This window comes from Streptomyces sp. NPDC002785 (assembly GCF_040295565.1).
In the GTDB taxonomy this organism is placed as follows: domain Bacteria; phylum Actinomycetota; class Actinomycetes; order Streptomycetales; family Streptomycetaceae; genus Streptomyces.
Genome location: NZ_JBEOVN010000047.1, coordinates 15,635 through 41,357 on the forward strand (window position 1 = coordinate 15,635; position 25,723 = coordinate 41,357).

General features: G+C 71.4%; 21 protein-coding genes and 2 pseudogenes. 12 read left to right on the forward strand and 11 right to left on the reverse strand.

The features are described from left to right. Nucleotides 1-162: 162 nt before the first annotated feature. From ABTZ94_RS14360 to ABTZ94_RS14395, 8 genes and pseudogenes are all read left to right on the forward strand, one after another. The gene (locus ABTZ94_RS14360) at nucleotides 163-2,037 is read left to right on the forward strand and encodes an ABC transporter substrate-binding protein (protein ID WP_351200915.1); all 1,875 of its coding nucleotides are present in this window, start codon (nucleotides 163-165) and stop codon (nucleotides 2,035-2,037) included. A 107-nt stretch (nucleotides 2,038-2,144) separates the two neighbouring features. Beyond that, complete coding sequence (locus ABTZ94_RS14365; protein ID WP_351200917.1) at nucleotides 2,145-3,278, forward strand: ABC transporter permease; 1,134 nt, start codon at nucleotides 2,145-2,147, stop codon at nucleotides 3,276-3,278. A gap of 11 nt (nucleotides 3,279-3,289) precedes the next feature. Beyond that, nucleotides 3,290-4,210, forward strand: coding sequence for an ABC transporter permease (locus tag ABTZ94_RS14370; protein WP_351200919.1), 921 nt, complete (start codon nucleotides 3,290-3,292; stop codon nucleotides 4,208-4,210). Beyond that, entirely contained in the window at nucleotides 4,207-5,235 is a 1,029-nt protein-coding gene (locus ABTZ94_RS14375; protein WP_351200921.1) for an ABC transporter ATP-binding protein, read from the forward strand. Before ABTZ94_RS14370 ends, ABTZ94_RS14375 begins: the two co-directional genes overlap by 4 nt. Further along, the gene (locus ABTZ94_RS14380; protein WP_351200923.1) at nucleotides 5,232-6,227 is read left to right on the forward strand and encodes an oligopeptide/dipeptide ABC transporter ATP-binding protein; all 996 of its coding nucleotides are present in this window, start codon (nucleotides 5,232-5,234) and stop codon (nucleotides 6,225-6,227) included. Before ABTZ94_RS14375 ends, ABTZ94_RS14380 begins: the two co-directional genes overlap by 4 nt. A 64-nt stretch (nucleotides 6,228-6,291) precedes the next feature. Then, nucleotides 6,292-7,035: pseudogene (locus ABTZ94_RS14385) on the forward strand (site-specific integrase); the annotation flags it as partial. A 147-nt stretch (nucleotides 7,036-7,182) separates the two neighbouring features. Beyond that, nucleotides 7,183-8,442, forward strand: coding sequence for an SLC13 family permease (locus ABTZ94_RS14390; protein WP_351200925.1), 1,260 nt, complete (start codon nucleotides 7,183-7,185; stop codon nucleotides 8,440-8,442). 4 nt (nucleotides 8,443-8,446) lie between these two features. After that, a complete protein-coding gene (locus ABTZ94_RS14395; protein WP_351200927.1) occupies nucleotides 8,447-8,947 on the forward strand; it encodes a universal stress protein in 501 nt (166 codons plus the stop codon). 115 nt (nucleotides 8,948-9,062) lie between these two features. On the opposite strand, the pseudogene ABTZ94_RS37840 reads toward ABTZ94_RS14395, so the two are convergent. Together ABTZ94_RS37840 and ABTZ94_RS37845 are read right to left on the reverse strand one after the other, a co-directional pair. After that, nucleotides 9,063-9,368: pseudogene (locus ABTZ94_RS37840) on the reverse strand (Tn3 family transposase); the annotation flags it as partial. A gap of 348 nt (nucleotides 9,369-9,716) precedes the next feature. Then, nucleotides 9,717-9,944, reverse strand: coding sequence for a hypothetical protein (locus tag ABTZ94_RS37845; RefSeq protein ID WP_502967243.1), 228 nt, complete (start codon nucleotides 9,942-9,944; stop codon nucleotides 9,717-9,719). Nucleotides 9,945-10,016: 72 nt separating this feature from the next. On the opposite strand from ABTZ94_RS37845, the gene ABTZ94_RS14405 reads away from it, so the two are divergent. Continuing rightward, nucleotides 10,017-11,381, forward strand: a complete 1,365-nt coding sequence (locus ABTZ94_RS14405) for an MFS transporter (RefSeq protein ID WP_351200929.1) — start codon at nucleotides 10,017-10,019, stop codon at nucleotides 11,379-11,381. Nucleotides 11,382-11,447: 66 nt separating this feature from the next. On the opposite strand, the gene ABTZ94_RS14410 is transcribed toward ABTZ94_RS14405, so the two are convergent. The 9 genes from ABTZ94_RS14410 to rimP all read right to left on the reverse strand — a co-directional run bounded on the left by ABTZ94_RS14410 (nucleotide 11,448) and on the right by rimP (nucleotide 23,532). Beyond that, a complete protein-coding gene (locus ABTZ94_RS14410; RefSeq protein ID WP_351200931.1) occupies nucleotides 11,448-12,401 on the reverse strand; it encodes a bifunctional riboflavin kinase/FAD synthetase in 954 nt (317 codons plus the stop codon). 43 nt (nucleotides 12,402-12,444) lie between these two features. Next, on the reverse strand, nucleotides 12,445-16,173 hold the full coding sequence (locus tag ABTZ94_RS14415; protein ID WP_351200933.1) for a trypsin-like peptidase domain-containing protein: 3,729 nt from the start codon (nucleotides 16,171-16,173) through the stop codon (nucleotides 12,445-12,447). A 227-nt stretch (nucleotides 16,174-16,400) separates the two neighbouring features. Beyond that, the gene (gene truB / locus ABTZ94_RS14420) at nucleotides 16,401-17,357 is read right to left on the reverse strand and encodes a tRNA pseudouridine(55) synthase TruB (protein WP_351200935.1); all 957 of its coding nucleotides are present in this window, start codon (nucleotides 17,355-17,357) and stop codon (nucleotides 16,401-16,403) included. Then, nucleotides 17,354-17,797 (reverse strand): 30S ribosome-binding factor RbfA, encoded by a 444-nt coding sequence (gene rbfA / locus ABTZ94_RS14425; protein WP_351200937.1) that lies wholly within the window; start codon nucleotides 17,795-17,797, stop codon nucleotides 17,354-17,356. Before rbfA ends, truB begins: the two co-directional genes overlap by 4 nt. A gap of 25 nt (nucleotides 17,798-17,822) precedes the next feature. Beyond that, entirely contained in the window at nucleotides 17,823-18,119 is a 297-nt protein-coding gene (locus ABTZ94_RS14430; RefSeq protein ID WP_351200953.1) for a DUF503 domain-containing protein, read from the reverse strand. A gap of 135 nt (nucleotides 18,120-18,254) precedes the next feature. After that, complete coding sequence (gene infB, locus ABTZ94_RS14435) at nucleotides 18,255-21,362, reverse strand: translation initiation factor IF-2 (protein ID WP_351200939.1); 3,108 nt, start codon at nucleotides 21,360-21,362, stop codon at nucleotides 18,255-18,257. 147 nt (nucleotides 21,363-21,509) lie between these two features. Then, nucleotides 21,510-21,788 carry a YlxR family protein gene (locus ABTZ94_RS14440; RefSeq protein WP_351200941.1) on the reverse strand — a complete coding sequence of 93 codons (279 nt, stop codon included), beginning with the start codon at nucleotides 21,786-21,788 and terminating at the stop codon, nucleotides 21,510-21,512. Nucleotides 21,789-21,991: 203 nt separating this feature from the next. Continuing rightward, complete coding sequence (gene nusA / locus ABTZ94_RS14445) at nucleotides 21,992-23,032, reverse strand: transcription termination factor NusA (RefSeq protein ID WP_351200943.1); 1,041 nt, start codon at nucleotides 23,030-23,032, stop codon at nucleotides 21,992-21,994. 2 nt (nucleotides 23,033-23,034) lie between these two features. Beyond that, nucleotides 23,035-23,532 carry a ribosome maturation factor RimP gene (rimP, locus tag ABTZ94_RS14450; RefSeq protein WP_351200945.1) on the reverse strand — a complete coding sequence of 166 codons (498 nt, stop codon included), beginning with the start codon at nucleotides 23,530-23,532 and terminating at the stop codon, nucleotides 23,035-23,037. A 176-nt stretch (nucleotides 23,533-23,708) separates the two neighbouring features. Between rimP and ABTZ94_RS14455 the strand changes: the two genes are divergently transcribed. From ABTZ94_RS14455 to ABTZ94_RS14465, 3 genes are read left to right on the forward strand one after another with little or no spacing between them, the layout of a single operon-like run. Beyond that, complete coding sequence (locus ABTZ94_RS14455; RefSeq protein WP_351200947.1) at nucleotides 23,709-24,236, forward strand: hypothetical protein; 528 nt, start codon at nucleotides 23,709-23,711, stop codon at nucleotides 24,234-24,236. Further along, entirely contained in the window at nucleotides 24,233-24,751 is a 519-nt protein-coding gene (locus tag ABTZ94_RS14460) for a ferritin-like domain-containing protein (protein WP_351200949.1), read from the forward strand. Before ABTZ94_RS14455 ends, ABTZ94_RS14460 begins: the two co-directional genes overlap by 4 nt. A gap of 28 nt (nucleotides 24,752-24,779) precedes the next feature. Further along, entirely contained in the window at nucleotides 24,780-25,685 is a 906-nt protein-coding gene (locus tag ABTZ94_RS14465; RefSeq protein WP_351200951.1) for an aminoglycoside phosphotransferase family protein, read from the forward strand. Nucleotides 25,686-25,723: the final 38 nt, after the last annotated feature.

The following is a 25,723-nucleotide window of genomic DNA, read 5'->3' on the forward strand; positions in this document are numbered from 1 at the left end:
GTCTCCACGGTGCGGGCCCTCATCGCATTCCCGCAGACCACACGCCGTTTCAATGACCGTTGACGCGGCTCGACCACCGCTGATAAACCTTCGCTTCACCAGCTGGCGAACCACAGATCAACCCGCCTTCTCCGTGCGAGTCATGACGCGAGGTCCCTGACCATGGTCGAAAGAGTTCCACCACTGTCTGCTCAGCCACGCTCACGTCTGCGTGTGCTTCTGGCCTCCGGTGCCGCCGCTCTGGCACTGGCCGCCGGTTCCATCGTCCCGGGTGTACCCCTCGGTGCCGCGCCACAGCAGGCGCAGGCGGCCGACAGCGGCAAGTCGACGCTGACCGTCGCCGTCGCACAGAGCGTCGACTCGCTGAGCCCGTTCCTCGCTCAGCGGCTGATGAGCACGAGCATCAGCCGGCTCATGTACGACTTCCTGACGAACTACGACACCAAGGACAACCACGCGATCCCCGGCCTCGCCACCAAGTGGGAGCCGTCGGCGGACAAGCTGACCTGGACGTACACCATCCGGTCCGACTCCAAGTGGTCGGACGGGCAGCAGGCCACCGCCGAGGACGCGGCGTGGACGTTCAACAAGATGATGACCGACGAGGGCGCCGCGCAGGCCAACGGCAGCTTCGTCGCGAACTTCAAGAAGGTGACGGCGCCCAGCCCGACGCAGCTGGTCATCCAGCTCAAGGAGCCGCAGGCCACCATGGCCGCGCTCGACGTGCCGATAGTGCCGAAGCACGTCTGGGAGAAGGTCGGTGACTTCTCCAAGTTCAACAACGACACGAAGTTCCCGATCGTCGGCAACGGGCCGTTCATCCTGACCGACTACAAGGTCGACCAGTACGTGAAGCTCAAGGCCAACAAGAACTTCTGGCGCGGAACGCCGAAGTTCGACGAGCTGGTCTTCAAGACGTACAAGGACCAGGACGCCGCGGTCGCCGCACTGCGCAAGGGCGAGGTCTCCTTCGTCGCCGGCTCCCCCGCCCTGACACCCGCTCAGGCCGCGTCCCTCAAGGGCGAGAAGAACGTCAAGGTCAACGAGGGCCCGGGCCGCCGATTCTTCGCACTGGCCACCAACCCGGGCGCGCAGACCAAGGACGGCAAGAAGTTCGGCAACGGCAACAAGGCCCTTCTCGACCAGAAGGTGCGCCAGGCCCTCTTCCTGTCCATCGACCGCAAGACCGTCATCGACAAGGTCTTCCAGGGCCACGCCGTCGAGGGCCAGGGCTACATCCCGCCGCGCTTCTCGGCGTACCACTGGCAGCCGTCCGCCGACCAGAGCCTCGCCTACGATCCGGCCAAGGCGGCCAAGCTCCTCGACGAGGCGGGCTACAAGCTCAAGGGCGACCAGCGCGTCGGTAAGGACGGCAAGCCGCTCGACCTGCGCATCCTGTGCCACGCCACGGACCCGAACGACAAGGCGATCGGCAAGTACCTCAAGGAGTGGTGGGGCAAGCTCGGCATCGGCCTCAAGGTCGACTGCCTCGACGACGTCTCGGTGCCCTGGTACGCCGGTGAGTACGACCTCGCCTTCGACGGCTGGTCCGTCAACCCGGACCCGGACTTCGTCCTCGGCATCCACACCTGCGACGCGCTGCCCGCCAAGGCCAAGGAGAGCGCCGCCACCGACAACTTCATCTGCGACAAGACGTACGACGACCTCTACAAGAAGCAGCTCGCCGAGTACGACCCGGCCAAGCGCGCGGACATCGTCAACCAGATGCAGTCGTGGCTGTACGACTCCGGGTACATGAGTGTCATCGCGTACCCGAACGCGGTCGAGGCCTACCGCACCGACCAGATCAAGTCGATCACGACGATGCCCCAGGCGGCAGGCAACATCTACGGCCAGGACGGGTACTGGAGCTGGTGGTCGGCCGTTCCGGCAGGCAGCAGCAGTTCGGACAGCTCCGGCGGTGGCTCCGACTCCACCGGTGTCGTCATCGGCATCGTCGTCGTCGCGCTCGTCGTCATCGGCGGCGGGATCTTCCTCGGCGCCCGTCGGCGAAACACGGTGGACGACCGTGAATAAGTTCGTATCCCCGGGTCCCTGCGGAAACAGCCGCCTTCGCGAAGCGGCGCCGTACACTCGAACCCTGCCCACGGGCAGCGGTCAGGGCTTGGCCGTCATGAGGTTCCATGGAACCGAGTGAGGAGCCGCCCCGCTTGCGGGGAGGAGGAGTCACGACAGCTGAAAGCACTCAGTCGCTCGTCCGGGGTGCGGGAACACGTTCAGGCACCGACGGTCCGGCTCAGGCCGGGCCGTCGGCCGCCCGCGGCCCACGGGCGCGTAACACCAAGGCCTACCTCCAGTACGTGGCGGCCAAGATCGCGGGAGCGGCCGTCTCCCTGTTCGCGGTCCTGGTCACCAGCTTCTTCCTCTTCCGGCTCATTCCCAGCGACCCGGTGAAGCAGATGACGGGCGGCCGCCCCGTCTCTGCCGAACAACTCCAGTCGCTCCGGCATCAGTTCGGCCTCGATCAGCCGATGTGGCGGCAGTTCACCACATACGTCGGCGACGCCCTCACAGGCGACTTCGGCACCTCGTTCCAGTTCCACGCGCCCGTCATCGACAAGATCACCGAGGCGCTTCCGGCGACCCTGCTGCTCACCGGCACGTCGTACGTCCTCTACACCGCGCTCGGCATCTGGCTCGGCACCCGAACCGCCTGGCGCAACGGCTCCATGAGTGACCGCTTCAACACCGCGTTCGCGCTCACGCTCTACTCGGTGCCGTCGTTCTGGCTGGGCCTGCTCCTGATCATCGTCTTCTCGGTGGGCATCGGACCGATCCCCGGAATGTTCCCGACGGGCGGAATGGAAACGGGCGGCGAGAGCGGACTCGCGTACATCCTCGACGTAGCGCACCACCTGGTCCTCCCGGTCATCACACTGGTCGCGGTCGGGTACGCGCAGACGCTCCTGGTGATGCGCTCCTCGCTGCTGGACGAGATGGGCAGCGACTATCTGACGACGGCCCGCGCGAAGGGGCTGCGGGACGACGTCGTGCGCCGCAAGCACGCCGTGCCGAACGCGATGCTGCCGACCTTCACGCTGATGTTCGTGAACCTCGGGCATGTGGTCGCCGGACAGATCCTGGTCGAGACGGTGTTCTCCTGGCCGGGCCTCGGCGGCCTCTTCTACCAGGCACTCAGCGTGCCCGATCTCCCGCTCGTGCAGGGGCTGTTCTTCATCTTCGCCACCGCGGTGATCCTGGCGAACACCCTTGCCGATGTGCTCTATCCGTTGCTCGATCCCCGGGTGGGCCGATGAGAGGCGAATCCATGCCCACGCCCACAAAGGCGGAGGCCGCGCAGAATCCGCGCGCCCTGGCCCGCGCGCGCAAGCGCCGGTCCATCGCCCGTTTCTGGCGGGAGTACCGCAGTCACAGGAGCGGACTGTGGGGTCTGGGCGCGCTCGCCCTGATCGCGCTGGTCGCCCTGTTCGCGCCGCAGCTCGTCGGCGCCGACTCGCAGAGCGTCACCGGCGCCCCCGGTGGCGCGCTGGAGTCGCCGAGCGGTGAATTCCCCCTCGGCACCGACCAGTTCGGCCGCAGCGTGCTGGCCCTGCTGGTGTGGGGCACCCGTGTCTCGTTGACGGTCGGCCTGCTCGCGGCGTTCCTGTGCGTCGCCATCGGTACGGTCGTCGGCATCGTCGCGGGGCACTTCCACGGCTGGTACTCGACGGTCCTGATGCGGATCACCGACTGGTTCCTGGTGATGCCGACCCTGGTCCTCGCGATCGCGCTCGCCACCGTGATGGACCGCTCGATGTGGACGGTCATCATCGCGATCGGCGTCACGACCTGGCCGACCACGGCCCGGCTGGTCCGTGCCCAGACCCTTGCCGTGGAGTCCCGCCCGTACATCGAGCGCGCCCGCGCCCTGGGCGGCGGCCACGGGCACATCATGGTCCGGCACGTCCTGCCGAACGTGATGCCGCTGGTGCTCGCGCAGACCACGCTGGTGATCTCCAGCGCCATCCTCACCGAGGCCACCCTGGCCTTCCTCGGCCTCAGCGACCCGACCACCACCTCCTGGGGCGGCATGCTCCAGGACGCCCGCGAGGCGGGCGCGGTGAGCGCGGGCGACTGGTGGTACCTGGCACCGCCCGGCATCGCCATCGCCGTGGTGGCCCTGGCGTTCACGCTGTGCGGCCGCGCCATCGAGTCCGTCCTCAATCCCAAGCTGGGGGTGGCCCGTTGAGTACGACGAGCATCCGCAAGACACCGCTCCTCGACGTACGGGACCTCACGGTGACGTACGCCGGCGGGGCGCAGGCCGTCCGCGGCGTGAACCTCACCGTCGACGCCGGACAGAAGCTCGGCATCGCCGGCGAGTCCGGCTGCGGGAAGTCAACACTGGCGCTCGCGCTGCTGCGGCTGCTGCCCGCCGGCACGAAGGTCTCCGGCGAGATCCTGCTGAACGGCGAGGACGTCCTCGCCATGAAGTGGGGACAGGTCAGGGCGGTGCGCTGGGCGGGGGCATCGATCGTCTTCCAGGGCGCGATGCACTCCCTCAACGCGGTGCACCGCATCGGGGAGCAGATCGTCGAGCCGATCCTGCTGCACAAGAAGGCGACGCAGGCCGGGGCGGCGAAGAAGGCCGGCGAACTCCTGGAACAGGTGGGGCTGCCGGCCGCCCGCGCGGACGCCTATCCGCACGAGCTCTCCGGCGGGCAGCGGCAGCGCGTGATGATCGCGATGGCACTCGCCTGCGATCCGGGCCTGATCATCGCGGACGAGCCGACCACAGCTCTCGATGTGATGATCCAGGCCCAGATCCTGCGGCTGATCGAGCAGTTGGTGTCCGAGCAGGACCTCGGCCTGATCATGATCAGCCATGACCTGGCGGTGCTCTCGGACACCTGCGACCGGCTCGCGGTGATGTACGCGGGCCGGGTCGTGGAGGAGGGCCCGGCGTCCGAGGTATACGAGAACGCGCACCATCCGTACGGCAAGGCCCTGTCCGGCGCCTTTCCGCGCATCGGCGACCCGGCCTCCCGGTTCGCGCCCCGCGGGCTGCCCGGCGATCCGCCGGACCCGTCGGCGCTGCCCGGCGGCTGCACCTTCCACCCGCGCTGCACGGTGGCCCTGGACTCCTGCACGACGCAGGACCAGGAGCTGCGGGACGCGGGGCCGAAGCGGCGGGCCGCCTGTGTGCTGGTGGAGCCGGGGGCCGCCGCGGCCTTGGCCCTGCCGGGTGCCGAGGAAGCAAGGAGCACATCATGAGCACCACCACTCCCCTGCTCAGTGCCCAGGGGCTGAACGTCACCTTCCCCGGCCGGCGCGGGGCCGCCCCGGCGCGTGCCGTGGACGGCGTCGACCTGGACATCCGGCCCGGCGAGATCGTTGCCCTGGTCGGCGAGTCGGGCTGCGGCAAGACCACGCTGGCGCGTTCGCTGCTGGGCCTGGTCCCGCCGACGTCCGGGCAGGTCACCTTCGGCGGGCAGCCGCTCGACTATGCGAGCCGGGCGCTGAAGGCGTACCGCAAGCGGGTCCAGCTGGTGCTCCAGGACCCCAGCGGCTCGCTCAACCCGAGGCACACGGTGTACGACGCCGTCGCCGAGGGCCTGCGGATCCACGGGTACGCGGGGGACGAGCGGGCGGCGGTGGCCGAGGCGCTGTCGCGGGCGGGGCTGCGGCCTCCCGAGCGGTTCTTCCTGCGCTATCCGCACGAGCTGTCGGGCGGTCAGCGCCAGCGGGTCGTGATCGCGGGCGCACTCGTGCTGGAGCCGGAGCTCATCGTGGCCGACGAGCCGGTGGCCTCGCTGGACGCTTCGGTACGCGGCGAGATCCTGGCCCTGCTGCTGCGGCTGCGGAACGAACTGGGCCTGTCCGCACTGGTGGTCACGCACGACCTCGGCCTGGCGTGGAACATCGCCGACCGGGTCGCGGTGATGTACCTCGGGCGGATCGTGGAAACCGGCGACGTGGAACAGATCCTGACGGCTCCGCAACACCCGTACACCCAGGCGCTGCTGTCGGTGCTGCCGGAGGCCGAGACCGATCCGGTGATTCTGACCGGTGAGCCGCCGGACCCGTCCAGGGTGCCGTCCGGGTGCCGGTTCCACGCCCGCTGCCAGGTGCTGGCCTCGGGCGAGGCCGAGCGGGCGGGTGTCGCGGACGCGTGCCGTACGAAGGATTTGCCGGTGCTTGCGGGCGGCGGCCGGACACAGGTGGCGTGCCACTGGGCGGGCGCGGCTGCGAAGACGCGGGCGTAGCGGGGTGACTGGGGCCTGTCCGGCGGATCACCCTCGGACGGGCCTCGGCTCGTCCGGCGGACGCCGGCGGGCCTCCGTGCTGTCCTGGCTCGGCTGGTGCGGCGAGCGCGGCTACGACGGCCCGAAGGTGCCGATATGGGCGAAGCGGCTCACCCCGCCGGACTCCGAGACCCCGGCCCGCTCGAAGATGGCGATCGACCGGCTCATCGCACGCCGCGACGTCCACCTGAGGGAGAAGACCCTGTGGCGGATGCTCTACGAGACGTGCGCGCGGGCGGAGGAGATCCTCGGCGTCAACATCGAGGAGCTGGACCGGGCCGGCCGCCGGGCCCCGGTGAAGGCCAAGGGCGCCCGGCCGCGCACCCGCCGCCGCGGCGCGGTGCGCGAGGACTTCGTGCTGGAGCCCGTGTACTGGGACGCCGGGACCGCCCGGCTGCTGCCCCGCCTGCTCAAGGGCCGTACGCGCGGGCCGGTGTTCACCACCCACCGCAAGCCCGGCCCCGGCAAGGTCGTCAGCGCCCGCGACGTGTGCGCGGACACCGGCCTGGCCCGGCTGTCGTACGGGCAGGCCCGCATGCTGCTGGACGAACACACCGCCCTCGGAGGCGAGAGCGGCACGGGCTGGGACCTGCACGAGTGGCGGCATTCCGGGCTCACCCACCTAGGCGAGGGCGGGGCGAGCCTGCTGATGCTGATGGCGAAGTCCCGGCACAAGAAGCCGGAGAACGTCCGCAAGTACTTCCATCCCTCGGCGGAAGCGATCGCCGAGGTCACCAGCCTGCTCGCGCCCGGCGACAGCAGGCGGTGACTCCGACACGGGTCACCGGCAGGCTCGTGGGCAAGCACCCCTCGGTCGCCTCCCTGTACCGGGCGCTGGCCGAAGCCGAGGAGACCGCGGCGATTCCCCGGCCGGCCGCCCCGGCCGCCGAGCCGCCCGGTCGGAGAAGATGGCGCGGTGAACACTGCGCTGGCGGAGTCCCTCTCCGCCGTTCTTCTCGTGGTCGTGCTGGCATGCGCGGTCATCCGCCCGTTCGGCTGGCCGGAGGCCGTCGTCGCCGTCCCGGCCGCCGGCCTCGTGATCGCTACCGGGGCGATCTCACTCGACCACGCCGCCGACGAGGCCGCCCGGCTTGGTCCGGTGATCGGGTTCCTGGCGGCCGTGCTGGTCCTGGCCCAGCTGTGCGACGACGAGGGCCTGTTCCACGCGTGCGGAGCGTGGATGGCCCGCACCGCGGCGGGACGGCCGCGCCGCCTGCTGGTGCAGGTGTTCGCCCTCGCCTCGGTGGTCACCGCGGTGCTCAGCCTGGACGCCACCATCGTGCTGCTGACTCCGGTGGTGTTCGCCACCGCCGCCCGGCTCGGGGCCCGGTCCCGGCCGCACGTGTACGCCTGCACCCACCTGTCGAACACCGCCTCGCTGCTGCTGCCGGTCTCCAACCTGACCAACCTGCTGGCGTTCACCGCGAGCGGGCTGAGCTTCACCCGCTTCGCCGCCCTGATGGTGCTGCCCTGGCTGGTGGCCATCGGAGTCGAGTACGTCGTCTTCCGACGGTTCTTCGCCACCGACCTGGACGCCGGCGCCTCCGCCCCGGCCACCGCCGAGCCGCGCGAGGTGCCGGTGTTCGCCCTGACCACCGTCGCGTGCACGCTGGCCGGGTTCGTCCTCACCTCCGCGCTCGGCATCAATCCCGCCTGGGCGGCGTTCGCGGGCGCCGCCGTCCTCGCCGTCCGCGCCCTGGCCCAGCGCCGCACCACGCCCACTGCCATCGTGCGCGCGAGTGCGGTGCCGTTCCTCGCCTTCGTCCTTGCCCTGGGCATCGTGGTCCGCGCCGTCGTCGACAACGGTCTCGACACGGCCCTGGGCCACCTGATCCCCGGCGGCACCGGCCTGCCCGCCCTGCTGGGCATCGCCGCGCTGGCCGCCGTCCTGGCTAATGTGATCAACAATCTGCCCGCGGTGCTGGTGCTGCTGCCGCTGACCGCCCCGTCCGGGCCCGGCGCCGTTCTCGCGGTACTGCTCGGGGTGAACATCGGGCCGAACCTCACCTACGCCGGTTCGCTGGCCACCCTGCTGTGGCGGCGCATCGTCCACGCCCACGACGCCGAGGTGGAGCTGAAAGAGTTCACCCGGCTCGGCCTGTATGCCGTACCGGCCAGCCTGTGCGCCGCGGTACTGGCACTGTGGGTCTCACTGACCGCGATCGGAGGAGGCTGACCGGATGGCTGTGGTGGTCTGGATCGTCGAGGGCACCTGGCCCGCCTGCGTGAACGCCGCCCGCACCCATGCCCCGGAGGGTGCGGACGTCGTCCTGCTCCATGTCACCCCGGCCGACGTCCCGGGCGCGGCACACGGCGCGTTCGCCGGGCTGCTCGGCCGCGGCCACCCCGAACGCGACCCCGGCACCCGCGTCGAACATCTGGCGGCCGCCTCCGCCGGCCAGCTCCTGACCGACGCCGCGCAATCCCTGGGCCGCGAGTGCACCCGGACCGAGCGCACCGGCCGCATCGAGCGGGAAGTCGTCGCCGCCGCCGAAGGCGCCGAGCTGCTGATCCTCGCCCGCGACGGCGACCGCACCCACCTCGGCCCCCGCAGCCTCGGCCCCGCCAGCCGCTTCATCGTCGACCACGCCCCCTGCCCCGTCCTGCTGGTCTGGCCCGAGACCGCACCCGGCATCGCCACCATCCCGACCCCGCCACCACACCCGCCGCACCACCGGTAGCGGACGTCGTCCGGATCCCGGCCGGAGAGACGACTCCCGGGATCCCCTCCAGGCCGCTGGCCAGTGCGGAGGCCCTGGTCAAGGTGGTGGCGACCACGACGACCGGGGCGAGCGCTCACTCGTCGTCGGAGGCGTCCTTGTCGCGCAGGGGACGCAAGCCCCCGGGCAGGTCGGGCAGCTGGAACGAGTACCGGCCGGGCATGTTGATGTGCTGCCGCACGAACGGTGAGAGGCGGGCCACGTCCTCGTCACGGACGTCGAACCCGTCCGCCCGCAGCAGGGTGACGGCCGCGTCCATGTACCTCGTGTTGAACAGCACGACGGCGTTGAGGACCAGGCCGAGGGCGCCGATCTGGTCCTCCATGCCGTCCTGGTAGCGCTGGTAGAGCTGCCCGGAACGGCCGTGGAAGATCTTCAGCGCCTTGAGGACCGGCAGGCCCTCCGGGGTGGCACCGAAGTCGACGACCTGGACGAGGAGGGCCAGGAACGGCCGTACGGTGGGGAACCGGGCGACCAGCATCGCCCGCCATGCCTCGTCCGCGTCCGAGTCGAGCGGCGGGGCCAGCTCGAACAGCGCGGCGATCGCCGCCCGCCAGCTCCTCCCGGGGCACCACCTGCTCGATCTCCGCCCACATCGCCTCCAGCGTCTCCACCTTCGGCGGAGCGATCTCCCCGGTACCGGTGTCGACCTGCTCGCTCGTGGTATCGAACACCACCCGGAACGCGGTCGCCAGCCGCATCCCGGCCCGCTCCACCCTCGGCAGCGTCTTCAGCTTCTGCTCGCCGTCTCCCGCTCCGCCCGCGCCAGCAGCTTCGTCGCGATCAGCACCTCCAGCAGATCGAGCGCGTCGTCGACCGCCCTGGTCGTCAGGTAGACCGCGGTTGCCAGCAGCGTCGCCAGACGCCGGGAGTCGCCGTGACGGCGCAGCAGCGACGCCTTGCCGTCCACCCCGTACCGCGACAGCTCCGCCAGCCGCCGCGGCGGTATCCCCGACACGTCTTAGTTATTGGCCCCTAAGACACTTCTTTCCAGGGTCACCGCAACTCCTCTGTTCGCGGAAGGATCCCCATGTCAGTCGTGGCCACCGGCCCCACCGTGAGCTCCATCTCGGCCAGGCTCGAACGCCTGCCGAGCTCCCGTTGGCACATCAAGGTCCGCACGCTCATCGGCACCGTCACGTTCTTCGAGGCGTTCGATCAGCTGCTGACCGCCTCCGCACTGCCCGTCCTGACCGAACAGTGGAAGCTGAGCACCGGTCAGGGCACGGTGATCGTCACCAGTGGTTCGGTCGGCATGCTGCTCGGTGCACTGGTCGCCGGCTGGCTCGGCGACCGCATCGGCCGGGTCCGAACGGTCGCGCTCGGCGTCGCCGTGACCGCACTGGCCAGCCTCGCCGTCGCCTTCTCCCCGGGCTTCGCCCTCTTCACCGCCTTCCGGTTCGTCCAGGGCCTCGGCATCGGCGGTGTGGTGCCCGTCGCCGCCACGTACATCAACGAAATCGCCCGGGCCGACCACCGCGGCCGGTTCGTAATGCTCTACGAGCTGATCTTCCCGGCCGGTCTCGCCTCGGCGACGCTCGTCGCCAGCTGGGTGGTGCCCAGCTTCGGCTGGCGGGTCACGTTCCTGATCGGCGCTCTGCCCGTGCTGTTGGTAGTCGTCCTGCGCCGCCAGGTCCCCGAGTCGCCCCGCCGGCTGCTTTCGCGCGGCCGGGTCGAGGAGGCCGAGGAGGTCATCGCCCGGATCGAGAAGGACGTGGCCGAGTCCATCGGCTCGCAGCTGCCGGAGCCCGGTCCCGCGACGCCCGTCGAGACCGCGCGCGGCGGGCTGCGCGATCTGTTCGCCGGCCGCTACCTGCGACGCACGCTGGTCGTCTCGGCGCTGTGGTTCGTCGCGTACTACGTCAACCACGGCATCGCGACCTGGCTGCCCTCGCTCTACACCAAGACGTTCGGCCTGGATCTGCGGACCGCCCTGAACTACTCGCTGCTGTCCAACTTGACCGGGCTGATCGGCTGTCTGCTGGTCGCCCTGGTCATCGACAAGGTGGGACGCCGGATCTCGCTCACCGTCGCGCTCGGCGGCGCGGCGGTCGCGCTGCTCTCGCTGGCCGTCCCAGGCGCCACCTCGGGCGGCCAGGTCGCGGTCTGGGCCTCGGTGGCGACGCTCTTCGTGTTCGCCACCAATGTCAGCCTCTACCTGTACACACCCGAGCTGTACCCCACCCGCAGCCGGGCGCGCGGGGCATCGTTCGGCGGGGTGTGGAACAGGCTCGGCGTCATCCTCGGGCCCATCGTGGTCGGCGCGATCATCGGCTCGGGCGGCAGCCTCGCGATGGTCTTCACCCAGCTGGGCTGCGTCGCGGTGGCCGGCGCCGTGGTCGCATGGTTCGCCGTGGAGACCAAGGGGCGCACGCTGGAGGAGCTGAACAGCTGATTCCGACACGACCGGGGCCAAGACCGTTCTCCACGGTCCCGGCCCCGGTCGTGTACGAGGAAAGATTCAGCCGCGCTCGTACGCGGAGATCAGCTCGCTGCACCGCTTCACATCGGCGGCCATCGCCACGAGCAGGTCGTCGATCGAGTCGAACTTCAGCATCCCGCGTACGTACGCGAGGAAGTCCACCGAGACGTGGAGCCCGTACAGGTCGAGGCCGACGCGGTCGATCGCGTACGCCTCCACCGTTCGCTCCGTGCCGTCGAACTGCGGGTTCGTGCCGACCGAGATCGCGGCGGGCATCGCCTCGCCGTTCACATCGAGCCAGCCCGCGTAGACGCCGTCGGCGGGGATCGCGGTGTGCGGCAGGGTCTCCACGTTGGCCGTGGGGAAGCCCATCTCACGGCCGCGCTGTGCGCCGCGGACCACGACGCCCTCGACCCGGTGCGGCCGGCCCAGGATCTCGGCGGCGCCCGCGACATCGCCCTCGGCGACCAGCCGCCGGGTGAGGGTGGAGGAGAACGGCTCGCCTCCGCCCGCCTCGCCGCTCACATACAGGTCGATGACCTCGACGCCGTAGTCGTACGTCTCGCCGAACTCGGTGAGCAGCTGCACATTCCCGGCCGCCTTGTGACCGAAGCGGAAATTGGGGCCCTCGATGACCAGCTGCGCGTGCAGTTTGTCGACGAGCACCTTCACGATGAAGTCGGCCGGCGCCAGCTTCGAGAACTCGGTGGTGAACGGCAGGATCAGCACCGCGTCCACCCCCAGCTCCGCCATCAGCTCGGCGCGCCGGTGGTGCGGGGCGAGCAGCGGCGGGTGGCTGCCGGGCCGTACGACCTCGCTGGGATGCGGATCGAAGGTCACCACGACCGACGGCACACCCAGCTCGCGTGCCCGCTCCACGGCCCGGCCGATGATCAGCTGGTGTCCGCGGTGCACCCCGTCGTAGGAGCCGATGGTGACGACGCTGCGTCCCCAGTCCTGGGGGATGTCCTCCAAGCCACGCCAGCGCTGCACTGTGACCGCTCCTCGCCCGAACCTGTGTACGTGAGATTGCCTATTACGCAGGTCTAAGACTGCCATGCTCACGCCCCGCGGCCTGCATCGGCATCGTCATCGGGCTTCCCAGCGCCTCCACCGTCCGCCGCGCACTCGGGCCGACGAGCGCCGCCCACTCCTGCGGGGCGTCGGCCAGCCACCCGGTGACCAGGGCGGCGAATCCGGGCACGTCACGAGCGAGTTCGACCAGCCGGCGGTCGAAGCGGACCGCACCCTCGGGGGTACGGACCAGCAGCATCCCGGTGCGGTGGACCAGGGCGCGGGTGCGGGCCGGTGCGCGCCCCGCGGAGCCGGTGGCGGCAGCCCGCAGCAGGGTGTCGAGCACGGCCGGGTCGCGGTGGGCGTCCTGCTCGAATTCCAGCAGGACCTCCAGCAGCTCGCCCCTCAGCTGCCCGGAGGCGGGACTGCCGGGCGCGGCGAGCACCCCGGCGAGCGCGCCGCGCACCGGCGGCGGCACGGGACGGTCCCGCAGCAGTCCTGTCACCAGGGGCAGCAACAGCGCGCGGGCGGCCGGACCGTGCTCCAGCCTCCGGTCGATGTACGAGGCGGCGTGCACGGCATCGTCGGGGTGGCTGTCGATGTACGCCCGCACGAGCCCGGCGGCGTGCAGGGCCAGCGCGGGGGCGTCGATCCCGGCGAGCGAGCACAGCACCTCCCCCGCCCCCTCGTCGGACCGGGTGAGCCGCTCCCGGAATGCGGTGAGCACCTGCTCCGGATGGGAGGGCAGCGCGACGGCCAACGCGTCCGCGGCCGGCTGCGGCTCGCCCGCGACGAAGGCCCGCAGAGCCTGTGGGAGGTAGCGCTCCCTGGTCTGCGGATCCTGTACGAGGAGGGTGAGCGCGGCCCCGTGCAGGGAGGAATCGGCCGGGCGGGCCAGCAGGGCCAGGGCGGCCCCGCGCAGCAGCTCGCGGTCGGAGTCGAGGGTGACGTGCGCCGCGGTGACCAGTGCGTACGAGGCGGCGGCGGTCCGGCGGGCGCGCCGGTCCTCGTCACGGGCCCAGCGGTCGACGGCCCGGCAGAGCGCGGAGGGCTCGTCCTCGGCCAGAGCGGCGAGCAGCTCCTCGGCCCGGGGGTGGGCGGTCGAGACGAGCGCGTCGGTCAGATCATCGACGGCCAGGTCCCGACGGGCGTAGAGCAGCGCCTGAGCGGCGGCGGCCACGGTCGGGCGGACCGCTGCGCCCTCATCGGCAGGGAGAGGGCGATCGTCGGTGAACCAGCCGCATAGCAGCGGCTGCACGGTCCGGGGCTGCGCGACGAGCCGCCGCGCGACGGCATCCAGAAATCGCTCGCCGCTGTCGCCATCGGGGTACGGCTCGCAGGTGCGGTCGCCGTCGCCACGGGGGTCGGACCGGCGCGGGCTGTCGGCGGGGACGAGACGCCGGAACAGATCGATCCGGTCCGCCTCGGGCAGTCTCAACCGCCGCCAGAACCATGGCCCGAACTCGGCGTACGCCCCCGGGCTCCCCGGCCCACCCGTGGCCGCACGCCGCACGACACGGCCGGCGAGCAGCCTCAGCACCCCGAGATGGGGCCGGGCATCGGGCACCCGGAGCAGAGTCTCCGAGAGCAGGTGCGCCGCCCACCAGCGGGCGTCACAGGCGGTCTCGGCACGCACCCCCGGCTCCGGTCCCGGCTCCGGTTCCGGTTCCGGTTCCGGTTCCGGCGACATCCGGTCCAGAGCCTCGATCAGATCGGCCAGCCGGTGTGCCAGTGCGGCAGGGCCCTGGCGGCGGCCCAGGAGCAGCAGGGCCTGGATCACCGGGCCGATCCGATGGCGCGGTACGGGCAGGGTGCGCGGCCCCGTCGTCGCCCCGGCCTCCATCGCCACTTCGGGCACGGGCGCCCGGCTGCGCCCGGTACGCGGCCTCCTCGGCTGCGGAACGCGGGGCTCCGACGCCACGGCCCCCTCTCCCGGCCCCTCCTGCGCATGCCACCGGTGAACCAGCGCGTGCAGCGCCGCGTCCAGGTCCAGGTGGGCGCCCTGCACCCAGTCCCCCAGCTCCTCGTGCGCAAAGCGGTAGCCCGCGCCCGCCGGGACGAACAGTCCCTCGCTGAGGACCGCCGACGCCCAGCCCGTGCGCCAGGGGAACACCTCCTCGAACACCGCCCGTTCCAGCTCCCCCTGTCCGGGCCCCAGACAGCGCCGCGCCGCTTCGTGGACCTGCCCCGCCACCTGCGCGGCCAGTCGGCGGACCGCGGTGCCACCGGGCGCCGGGCCCGATACGGCCGCGATGCGGAACGCGATGCGCAGGCACATCAGGTCCAGGTGGGCGCCGAAGACGTCCTCCGCGTCCGGCTGCCCGGCGAGGTCCCCGGGCAGGGCCTCGCGCACCTCCGCGAGAAGGCGCAGGGTGAGCGGGTGCCGGTCGTGGCCGGGGGCGAGCGCATCGGGCGGGATGGCGTACCGCTCCCTGGCCTGTTCGGCCTGGCTCGCGGTGAGGTCGCCGAGGCGGACCGCGGACGGCAGCCGCCTCGCAGGCCTGGCGGGGCTGTGCAGGGCACCGGGTGGGCAGAGCGCGCCGGCCGTCTCCCAGTGCTCGGGCGTGCAGGCGACCACGAGCCGCGCCCCGCTCCCCCGCAGCCAGTCGACGGTACCCGCGATCCACCGGGCCAGCCCGTGTGCCAGTACGGGAGGCATCTCCTCCGGTCCGTCCAGCAGGACGAGCAGTGGGCTCCCGGACTCTTCGGCCAGCCCTGCCACCCGCTCGGGGGTGGCACTCGCCATGTCGCCCCTCGCACCGGCGGCGGTGACGATCCGCCCGGCCCGCCGGAGCGTACGGGCGATCGCGTCGGCGACCGAGGCGTCGTCGGCCAGCAGATCGGCGCCGCGCAGCCAGAGGGTGGGTGCGGGTACTGAGCCGCGGGCCCTGCGGGCGGCGAGTGCGGCCAGTTCGGTGGTACGGCCGGTGCCCGGCGCTCCGACGAGACCGAGGACCACGGCGGGGCCGTGCGGCGCGGACGAGGGGTGGCCGGGGGCCGAGAAGGTGGTGAACTCCGCGATGACGTCCGGGCGTTCAACCGGATCGGGACAGCCGGCCTGCTCGCCCGCCGAGCCGAGCGATGTCGCGGTGAGGTGCAGGGCGCCCGCGAGATTCAGGTCGTGTCCGTATCCGGGAACGCTCGTCGCGTTGCGCCGCAGCAGCTCGTCCAGCGGACCGCCGGTGCCCGCGCCCCTGAGCGGCACCGCGAACCCTGCGGCGGGATGCCCGGCGCGCAGCGCGGTGCCCAGCACGGCGATGACCGCGCCGCTCTCCGGATCGAGGACCGGACCGCCCACGGCCGCACCGCCGAGCCGCAGCGCGTCTCTGCCGTCCGTACCGAGCGCCAGCTCCAGTGCTGCGCCGATCCGATGGGAGCGGCCGTTCGCGGTGTACGTCACCGGGGCCGCGCCGAGCACCCGCGCCTCGCGCCAGCCGTGGGCGGCGATCGTCACATACGTACCGGCGTTGATCCGGTCCCGTAAGACGATCGGCGTCGGCTCCACGCCGAGCGTGGAGAGCCCTCCGGTGCGCAGCAGAGCGAGGTCCAGTTCGGGCAGCGCGGTGACATCGGCGGCCTCGACGGGGTGGCTGCGACCGTCCGTTCCGTGCAGGACAAGCCGGATCGGACCGTCGACCGCTTCGTGGCTGGTAACCACCGTGCCCCGGTCGTCGGCGACGAATCCGGTCCCCCGCGGTCGGCCGTCCGGATCGCAGATACGTACCAGCGCTGCCCGGTCCCCGCTTCCCATGGTCCGACGTTAGGCCGACGGTGATCGGCGCGAACACCACTCGGAGTAAAAGCGCCCCCGAATGCACCCCTGATTCACTCCGAGCGCCTGCCCGTTGGGGTGAATTCATGGTGTCCAGTGGACAGAAACCCTTGGGGGGATCGTGGAGCGGGCAGAGGGGGCCCGCCCGCTCCACGATGACCAACAGCATCCGCTCCACGACGGGGCCTCAGGCCCCGGGTCGCCGGTCAGGCAAAGACAGCGAGGCTCTTGGCCTTGCCCTTCTGCTCCTCGACGAGGACCAGGAACCGCCCGTCAGGCCCGAAGACCCCGACCGGTCCCGGCGGGAAGGCCGGCATGTCCAGCCGTACCCCGTTCAGCAGCAGCTTGGCGCGCTTCTCGTCCACGTCCCAGCGGGGGAACGCCGAGGCGGCGGCCTCGGCCACCGGCATCACGGTCAGCTCCTGCTGGTGCTGGTCGAGCGTCCGCGCCATGTCGAGGCCGTACGGCCCGACCCGGGTGCGCCGCAGCGCGGTCAGATGACCGCCGACGCCGAGCCCGGCGCCGAGGTCGCGGGCGATCGCGCGGATGTACGTCCCCGACGAGCAGACGACGGAGACGACCAGGTCGACGACCGGCGTCCCGTCCTCGGCGACCGCCTCGCGGACGTCGTAGACGTTGAAGGACGAAATCGTCACCGGCCGGGCCGGGATCTCGAACTCCTCGCCGCCGCGCACCCGTGCGTAGGACCGCTTGCCGTCGATCTTGATGGCGCTGACCTTGGACGGCACCTGCATGATCGGTCCGGTCAGGGCCGCGACCCCGGCATCGATGCCCTCACGGGTCACACAGGACGCATCGGTGGACGAGGTGATCTCGCCCTCCGCGTCGTCCGTGATGGTGTTCTGGCCGAGCCGGATCGTGCCGAGGTACTCCTTCTCGGTCAGTGCGAGATGGCCCAGCAGCTTGGTGGCCTTCTCCACACCGAGCACGAGAACGCCCGTCGCCATCGGATCCAGCGTGCCGGCATGGCCGACGCGGCGGGTCCGGGCGATGCCGCGCATCTTGGCGACGACGTCGTGCGAAGTGAAGCCGGACGGCTTGTCGACAATGACAAGGCCGTCCTCCCGTCGCCCGCCGCCACCCTTGCCCGAGGTCGCTGCGCTCCCGCTCCCTTGATCGGGCGTCTTGTTCTGCGATGTCATTCGGAGGCTTCGCCCTCGTCCTCCGCCTTGCGGTACGGGTCGGCGCCGCCGGCGTACGTGGCGCCCGAGGACGCCTCGCGCACCCGTGCGTCCGAGGCCCGTGCCCGGTCGAGGAGGTCCTCGATCGCCTTGGCGTTCTCCGGAAGGGCGTCGGCCACGAAGGCCAGCGTGGGGGTGAACTTCGTCCCCGCCGCCGCTCCGACCGCCGAACGCAGGATGCCCTTGGCGCTCTCCAGGCCGGCCGCCGCGCTCGCCCGCTCCTCGTCGTCGCCGTAGACCGTGTAGAAGACCGTGGCCTCCCGCAGGTCACCGGTGACCCGGGTGTCCGTGATGGTCACGTGCGTACCCAGACGCGGGTCCTTGATACCGCGCTGCAGTTTCTCGGCGACCACCTCCTGGATGAGGTCCGCCAGCTTCTTCGCCCGCGCGTTGTCGGCCACTGGTCCGTCTCCTTCTTTGCCTTGCTCAATCGTCTTCGTCGCTGTGCAGCCGCCGTCGTACGGACAACAGCTCCACCTCGGGCCGGCCGGCGATCAGCCGCTCGCACCGGTCGAGTACGTCTGTGAGGTGTCCGGTGTCCCCGGAGACCACGGCGAGGCCGATCTCGGCCCTGCGGTGGAGATCCTGACCGCCCACCTCCGCCACGCTCACCGCGTACTTGCGCTGGAGTTCGGCGACGATCGGACGGACGACGGAGCGTTTCTCCTTCAACGACCGTACGTCGCCGAGGAGCAGATCGAAGGACAGTGTCCCCACATACATGTATGTCCGGATGTCCCGCCGGTTCGGGGTCGCGCCCTGCGCTTTTGGCAGGGACACAAGAACCGTACACGGAACGGCCGGGGCCGATCGACGGAAATATGACCCGTCGACCGGCCCCGACTGTTGAGGTACGGGTCAGCCTCGCGGCTTCTCGCGCATCTCGTACGTCGCGATGACGTCGTCGATCTTGATGTCGTTGAAGTTTCCGAGGTTGATACCGCCCTCGAAGCCTTCGCGGATCTCGGTGACGTCGTCCTTGAAGCGGCGCAGACCGGAGATGTTGAGGTTCTCCGCGATGACCTTGCCATCGCGCAGCAGGCGCGCCTTGGTGTTGCGCTTGACCTCGCCGGACCGGACCAGCACACCGGCGATGTTGCCCAGCTTGGACGAGCGGAAGATCTCGCGGATCTCCGCCGTGCCGAGCTCGACCTCTTCGTACTCCGGCTTGAGCATGCCCTTGAGGGCCGCCTCGATCTCCTCGATGGCCTGGTAGATCACCGAGTAGTAGCGGACGTCGACACCCTCGCGCTCCGCCATCTGCTGGGCACGCCCGGCAGCGCGGACGTTGAAGCCGATGACGATGGCGTCGGAGCCGGTCGCCAGGTCGATGTCCGACTCGGTGACCGCACCCACACCGCGGTGCAGGACCCGGATGTCGACCTCGTCGCCGACGTCGAGCTGGAGCAGCGAGGACTCGAGAGCCTCCACCGAACCGGACGCGTCGCCCTTGATGATGAGGTTGAGCTCCTGGACCAGACCGGCCTTGAGCGCCTCGTCCAGGTTCTCCAGGGAGAACCGGACACCCTTGCGGGCGAAGTTGGCGTTGCGCTCACGGGCGGCACGCTTCTCGGCGATCTGACGGGCCGTACGGTCCTCGTCGACCACCAGGAAGTTGTCGCCGGCACCCGGGACGTTGGTGAGACCCAGCACGAGGACGGGGGTCGACGGACCCGCTTCCTCGACGTTGTTGCCGTTGTCGTCGAGCATCGCCCGGACACGGCCGTACGCGTCGCCGACGACCATCGTGTCGCCGATGCGCAGCGTGCCGCGCTGGACCAGGACCGTCGAGACGGCACCGCGGCCGCGGTCGAGGTGGGACTCGATCGCAATACCCTGCGCGTCCTGCTCCGGGTTGGCCCGCAGGTCGAGCGAGGCGTCGGCGGTGAGGACGACGGCCTCCAGAAGAGCCTCGATGTTGAGGCCCTGCTTGGCGGAGATGTCGACGAACATCGTGTCGCCGCCGTACTCCTCGGCCACCAGACCGAACTCGGTGAGCTGACCGCGCACCTTGGTCGGGTCCGCGCCCTCGACGTCGATCTTGTTGACCGCGACCACGATCGGCACGTCGGCCGCCTTGGCGTGGTTCAGCGCCTCGATCGTCTGGGGCATCACACCGTCGTTCGCCGCCACCACGAGGATCGCGATGTCGGTGGACTTCGCACCACGGGCACGCATGGCGGTGAACGCCTCGTGACCCGGGGTGTCGATGAAGGTGATACGGCGGTCCTCGCCGTTGACCTCGGAGGAGACCTGGTACGCACCGATGTGCTGCGTGATACCGCCGGCCTCGCCCGCAACGACGTTCGTCTTGCGGATCGCGTCCAGAAGACGGGTCTTACCGTGGTCGACGTGACCCATGACGGTCACGACCGGCGGACGGGAGACCAGAGCCTCTTCGCCGCCCTCGTCCTCGCCGAACTCGATGTCGAAGGACTCGAGCAGCTCGCGGTCCTCCTCCTCGGGGCTGACGATCTCGAGGACGAAGTTCATCTCGTCCGCGAGGAGCTTCAGCGTCTCGTCGGAGACGGACTGCGTGGCAGTGACCATCTCGCCGAGGTTCATCATGACGCCGACGAGCGACGCCGGGTTGGCGTTGATCTTCTCGGCGAAGTCGGTCAGCGAGGCACCGCGCGACAGGCGGACGGACTGTCCGTTGCCGCGAGGCAGCATGACGCCGCCCACCGACGGGGCCTGCATGGCCTCGTACTCCTGGCGCCTCTGCCGCTTCGACTTGCGACCACGACGCGCGGGACCGCCGGGGCGGCCGAACGCACCCTGTGTGCCACCACGGCCACCGGGGCCGCCGGGACGTCCACCGAAGCCGGGACGACCGCCGAAGCCGCCGCCACCGCCGGGACGACCCGCACCGCCACCGCCGCCGCCACCACCGGGACGACCGGCGAAACCGCCGCCACCGCCACCGGGACCGGCCGGACGGCCCGCGAAGCCACCGCCGGCGGGACGGCCTGCGCCGCCACCGCCGCCGGGACGACCGCCGCCACCGGGACCACGGCCACCGCCGGGGCCACCGCCGGGACGCGGGCCCGCAGCGGGACGCTGCGGCATCATGCCCGGGTTCGGACGGTTACCACCGGGGGCACCGCCCGGACGGGGAGCCTGCGGACGGGGCATGCCGCCCGGAGTGGGACGGGCACCGCCCTGGCCCTGCGGGCGCGGGGCGCCACCGGGGCCGCCCTGCGGACGCGGGGCGCCCGGACGGTCCTGACCGCCACCGGGACGCGGGGCGCCGCCGGGACGGGGCGCCTGCGGACGGGCCATGCCCGTCGAGCCGCCGGAGGTGAAGGGGTTGTTGCCCGGACGGGGACCCGCCGGACGTGCGCCGCCGGGACGCGGGGCGCCCTGGCCTGCGGGACGTGCGGGGCGGTCGCCGCCGCGCTCGCCACCACGGCCGCCGTCGCGCTGGCCACCGTCACGCTGACCGCCGGCCGGGGCCGGACGGGCAGGACGGGGCCCGGGGGTGGCACCCGCGGGACGCGGGGCCTGCTGCTGCGGGGCAGCCTGCTGGGCCGGAGCCGGAGCCGAGAACTCGGCAGCGGGGACCGGAGTCACCGGAGCGGGCTTGGGCGCGGGCTTCGGGCCCGGACGCGGGCCCGCAGACGGTGCGGAAGGCGCTGCGGGGGTGCTGCTCGCCGGGGCGGCGGCTGCTGCCGGCTTGGGAGCCGGGGCGCCGGGCTTCGGGGCAGCGGGACGTGCCGCAGCGGCCGGGGAGGGCGCTGCGGGCTTTGCGGGCGTCGCCTTGCGGGGCGCGCCAGGCTTTGCAGCGGACTTGCCGGCGTTGCCGCCGGGCCCCTGCAGTGCGTCGGTCAACTTGCGTACAACCGGCGCCTCGATCGTCGAGGACGCCGAACGGACGAATTCACCGAGTTCTTGGAGCTTGGCCATGACGACCTTGCTCTCGACGCCGAACTCCTTGGCGAGTTCGTATACCCGGACCTTAGCCACTTCGCTCCTTTTAGGTCCGGGTTACCGCCGGACCGTCGCTACTTCATGGGCGTACTCATCGCGTACTCATCGAGTGCTCATCGCAATCTCGACCTACTTCCAACTCGCGAGGTACCTGACCGCACGGGGACCCGTGCCGTTCACTTCTTACGGTGTCGCCCGCTCGACGAACCGCTGCACTGCGGCGGGGTCGAACGGCCCCTTGGCCTTGAAGGCCCGGGGGAATGCCCGGCGGCGAACCGCCAGGTCCAGACAGACAGGGACGGGGTGTACGTAGGCACCCCGGCCGGGCAGCGTACCGCGAGGATCAGGGACGCAGGCGTCCCCGTCCGCGACGATGCGCAGCAGCTCGCTCTTGGCCGCCCGCTCCCGGCATCCCACACAGGTTCGCTCAGGGCAAGCGCGGGCGTGCGTCCGGCCAGACACCTTTAAGTCTACCTCCCCGCACCGACCTCACCCCTTTGGGGCAAAAATCGAACGGACGTTGTCGTGTTCTCAGCGGCATGCCGCCCAGATATATTCCCTGCCGCTGTATTCCCTGCGGCCCACGCGACCCAGCCCCTGGCGCCCTTTCCGGGGCGGCGCCAGGGGTTCCGGCGCGGGCCGCAGCCCGGCGACCGCCGGGTTGGTCAGCTGCGCTCCGAACGCTCGCGGGCCCGCTCGGCCCGCTCCCGGTCGGCGACATCGCGCTCGGCATCGGTCTCGGTGTCCGGACGGATGTCGATGCGCCAGCCGGTCAGGCGGGCGGCGAGGCGGGCATTCTGCCCCTCCTTGCCGATCGCGAGCGACAGCTGGTAGTCCGGAACGGTGACCCGGGCGGACCGTGCGCCGAGGTCCACGACCTCGACCTGGCTCACCCGTGCGGGCGACAGGGCGTTGGCGACCATCTCGGCCGGATCGTCCGACCAGTCCACGATGTCGATCTTCTCGCCGTGCAGCTCGGCCATGACATTGCGGACCCGGCCGCCCATCGGGCCGATGCAGGCGCCCTTGGCGTTCAGCCCGGAGCGGGTTGAACGGACCGCGATCTTGGTGCGGTGACCGGCCTCGCGGGCGATCGCGCAGATCTCGACGGAGCCGTCCGCGATCTCCGGGACCTCCAGCGCGAAGAGCTTCTTCACCAGGCTGGGGTGGGTCCGCGACAGCGTCACGGACGGACCGCGTACGCCCTTGGCGACCCGTACGACATACGTACGCAGACGCAGGCCGTGGGTGTACTCCTCGCCCGGCACCTGCTCCTGCACCGGCAGGATCGCTTCCAGCTTGCCGATGTCGACCAGGACGTTCTTCGGGTCCTTGCCCTGCTGGACGACGCCGGTGACGACATCGCCCTCGTGGCCCGCGTACTCGCCGAAAGTCCTGTCGTCCTCGGCGTCGCGCAGCCTCTGCAGGATGACCTGCTTCGCGGTGGTCGCGGCGATCCGGCCGAAGCCGGACGGGGTGTCGTCGAACTCCTTGGCCTCCTGGCCCGGTTCGAGGTCGGCCGGGTCCTCCTTCGCCCACACCGTCACATGGCCGCGCTCGTCGAGCTTCACGCGCGCGCGTCGGTAGCTTCCGTCCGTACGGTGGTAGGCGATGAGGAGGGCCGACTCGATCGCCTCGACGAGCACGTCGAAGGGGATCTCCTTGTCCTGTGCCAAGCCCTTCAAGAGCTTCACATCGATGTCCACGGCTACGCCTCCTCTTCCTTCTTGTCCTTGCGGCTGAATTCGATCTCCACGCGCGCCTTGGCGATCTCGTCGAAGGCGACCCGGCGGGACGTGGGCTTGCGGCCCTTGACGCCCGGCACTTCGAGGTCGAGTCCTTCCTCGTCCACGGCGAGGATGCGAGCCACCAGCTCGCCGCCCTCGCGCAGGTGCAGCTTGGCCAGGCGGCCCGTGGCACGTACGTAGTGGCGGTGCTCCGTCAGCGGACGGTCGGCACCGGGGGAGCTGACTTCGAGGACGTACTCGCCCTCGCCCATCGCGTCGGTCTCGTCGAGCTTCTCGGAGATCGCGCGGCTCAGCTCGGCGCAGGTGTCCAGCTCCACGCCCTCTTCGGAGTCCACGACGATCCGCAGCACCCGGCGGCGGCCCGCCCGGGACACCTCGATCTCTTCGAGATCCAGCTGCTCGGCGCTGACGAGCGGTTCGAGCAGTCCGCGCAGCCTCTCGCTCTGGGTGGTGCTCATCCGGGTGACTCCTCGGCCGCGTGTGCTGTTGTGGGGATCTCGCGTGTCAGGTCAAAGGGTATCCGGTCCCGAGGGGTGTTGCCGTCCGCCTGCTCCGCTGCCGCGGGTACGCTCGCCTGCGGTGATCACTTCAGGACAGATCCAGTCAAGACAGGTCCAAACCCGAAGGAGAACAGGTGCGGCGCACGGGGACGACGCGCAGAGGTGCGTTCACCGCGACGGGGGTGATCGCTTTGGGGGCGGTGCTGGCCGGCTGCGGCGACGGGACCGGGCGCCGGGAGGACTCCGCACGGGCCGACGCGGCGAGTGCGGCCGAGCAGGCCTCGGCCGCACGGGCGGAGAAGACGCTCCGGGCGGATGCCGCGCGTACCAGCAGGGAACTGCTTGCCCGGTACGAACAGGTGGTCAGGGCCCATCCGGCGACGGCCGCCGGGCTCTCGCCGCTGCAGGACGCCGTACGGGCCCATGCCAAGGCGCTGGCGCCCGATGGCGGTAAGACGCTCGTGTTCTCGCGGACACGCGCGACCGACGCCGGGGCCGCCCTCAAGGAGCTGGCCGCGGCGGAGCGCCGCACCGCGGACACCCACACGACGACGCTGCTGAAGGCCCCGCCGGAGCTGGCCCGGCTGCTGGCATCGATCGCGGCAGCGAGCGCGGCCCATGCCTATCTGCTGACCGAACTGGCCAAGGAGACCTCGTCATGAGCGCCGGGACACAGAAGGCGGCTCAGGCGGCGCTGGCCGCCGAACACGCGGCGGTGTACGGGTACGGGGTGGTCGGCGGCCGGGTCGCCGACGGCCGCCGGGCCGAGGCCACCGCGGCGTACCACGCGCACCGGGCCCGGCGCGACGCACTGGTACGGACCGTGCGTGACCTGGGCGGTGAACCGGTGGCGGCTCAGGCCGCCTACGCTCTGCCGTTCGCGGTGCCGGACCCGGCTGCGGCAGTGCGGCTGGCCGCCCTGCTGGAGGACCGGGTCGCGGCCGTGTACTCCGATCTCGTACGGGCCGCCGGGGGTCCGCTCAGGCGGGAGGCCGCGGATGCGCTGCGGGAGGCCGCAGTGCGTGCGGTCCGCTGGCGGGGCAGCGGCGTACCCTTTCCCGGGCTCGCCGAGCGGACCGCCGACGGAACCGACGCGACGGCAGGGACGAATACCAAAGCCGGGTCCGACGCGATCCACGGGACCGATGTGACGAACGGGACCGGCGCGACGCACTGAAGAAGCTCTGAAAGGGAACAAAGCACGTATGGGTTTCGAACCGCCGCAGCGTCTGGTGCGAGCGCTCGGCGAGTCGTACGGGGATGCGGCCGCCGCCGACTGGCTCGCGCGGCTTCCCGCACTGACCGAGGAAGCGCTGTCCTCGACCGGGCAGGAGTTGACCGTGGAGCGGGTCGCCACCCCCGGGGGCCGCAGCAGTCTGGTCCTGTTGGTGACGTGCTCCGACGGCACCCCGGCCGCGCTGAAGATCGCTCCGTCCGGGGCCCTGCCCGAGCTGGAGCAAGCGGCGCTCGCTCACTGGAACGGCTGGGGCGCGGTGCGGCTCCTGGCCGACAGCCCCGGCGCACTGCTGCTCGAGCGGCTGCATCCCGAGGTGTCCCTGCGCTCACTGCCGGAGGCGAAGGCGCTGCTGGAGGCCGCGGGGACGGTGCGCCGGCTCTGGGTCGAGCCGCCGGCCGGCCATGGATTCGAGACGGTCGCCGAGCGGACCGGGCGCCGGGTGGAGCCGATGCGCGCCTGCGCCGCGGCCGACCCGAGCCTGGAGCCGCTGGTCTCCGCGGCGCTCGCGGCGCGCGAGGAGCTTGTCGCCCACTCGCCCGAACTCCTGCTGCTGCACGGCAACTTCCGCCAGAGCAAGGTGCTCGGCGGTGAGCGGGTGCCCTGGCTGACGGTCGGGCCCGAGCCGCTGGTCGGTGAGCGGGCCTACGACCTGGCGCGCCTGGTGCGCGACCGCGTCGAGGACCTGATCGCCTCCCCCGGCGGCCCGGTGACGGCCCGTCGGCGGATCAAGAAACTCGCCGATTCGCTGGACGTGGACCGGGAGCGACTGCACGGCTGGACGCTGTTCCGCGCGGTGGAGTCGGGAACCCGGGCACTGGCGGTCGGCCGTCGCCAGGAGGGCGAGCTGACGCTGGAGTTCGCGGGCTGGCTGTAAAGGTCCCGCAAAGCCGTAGGCCCCCGCCGGTGCGGGGG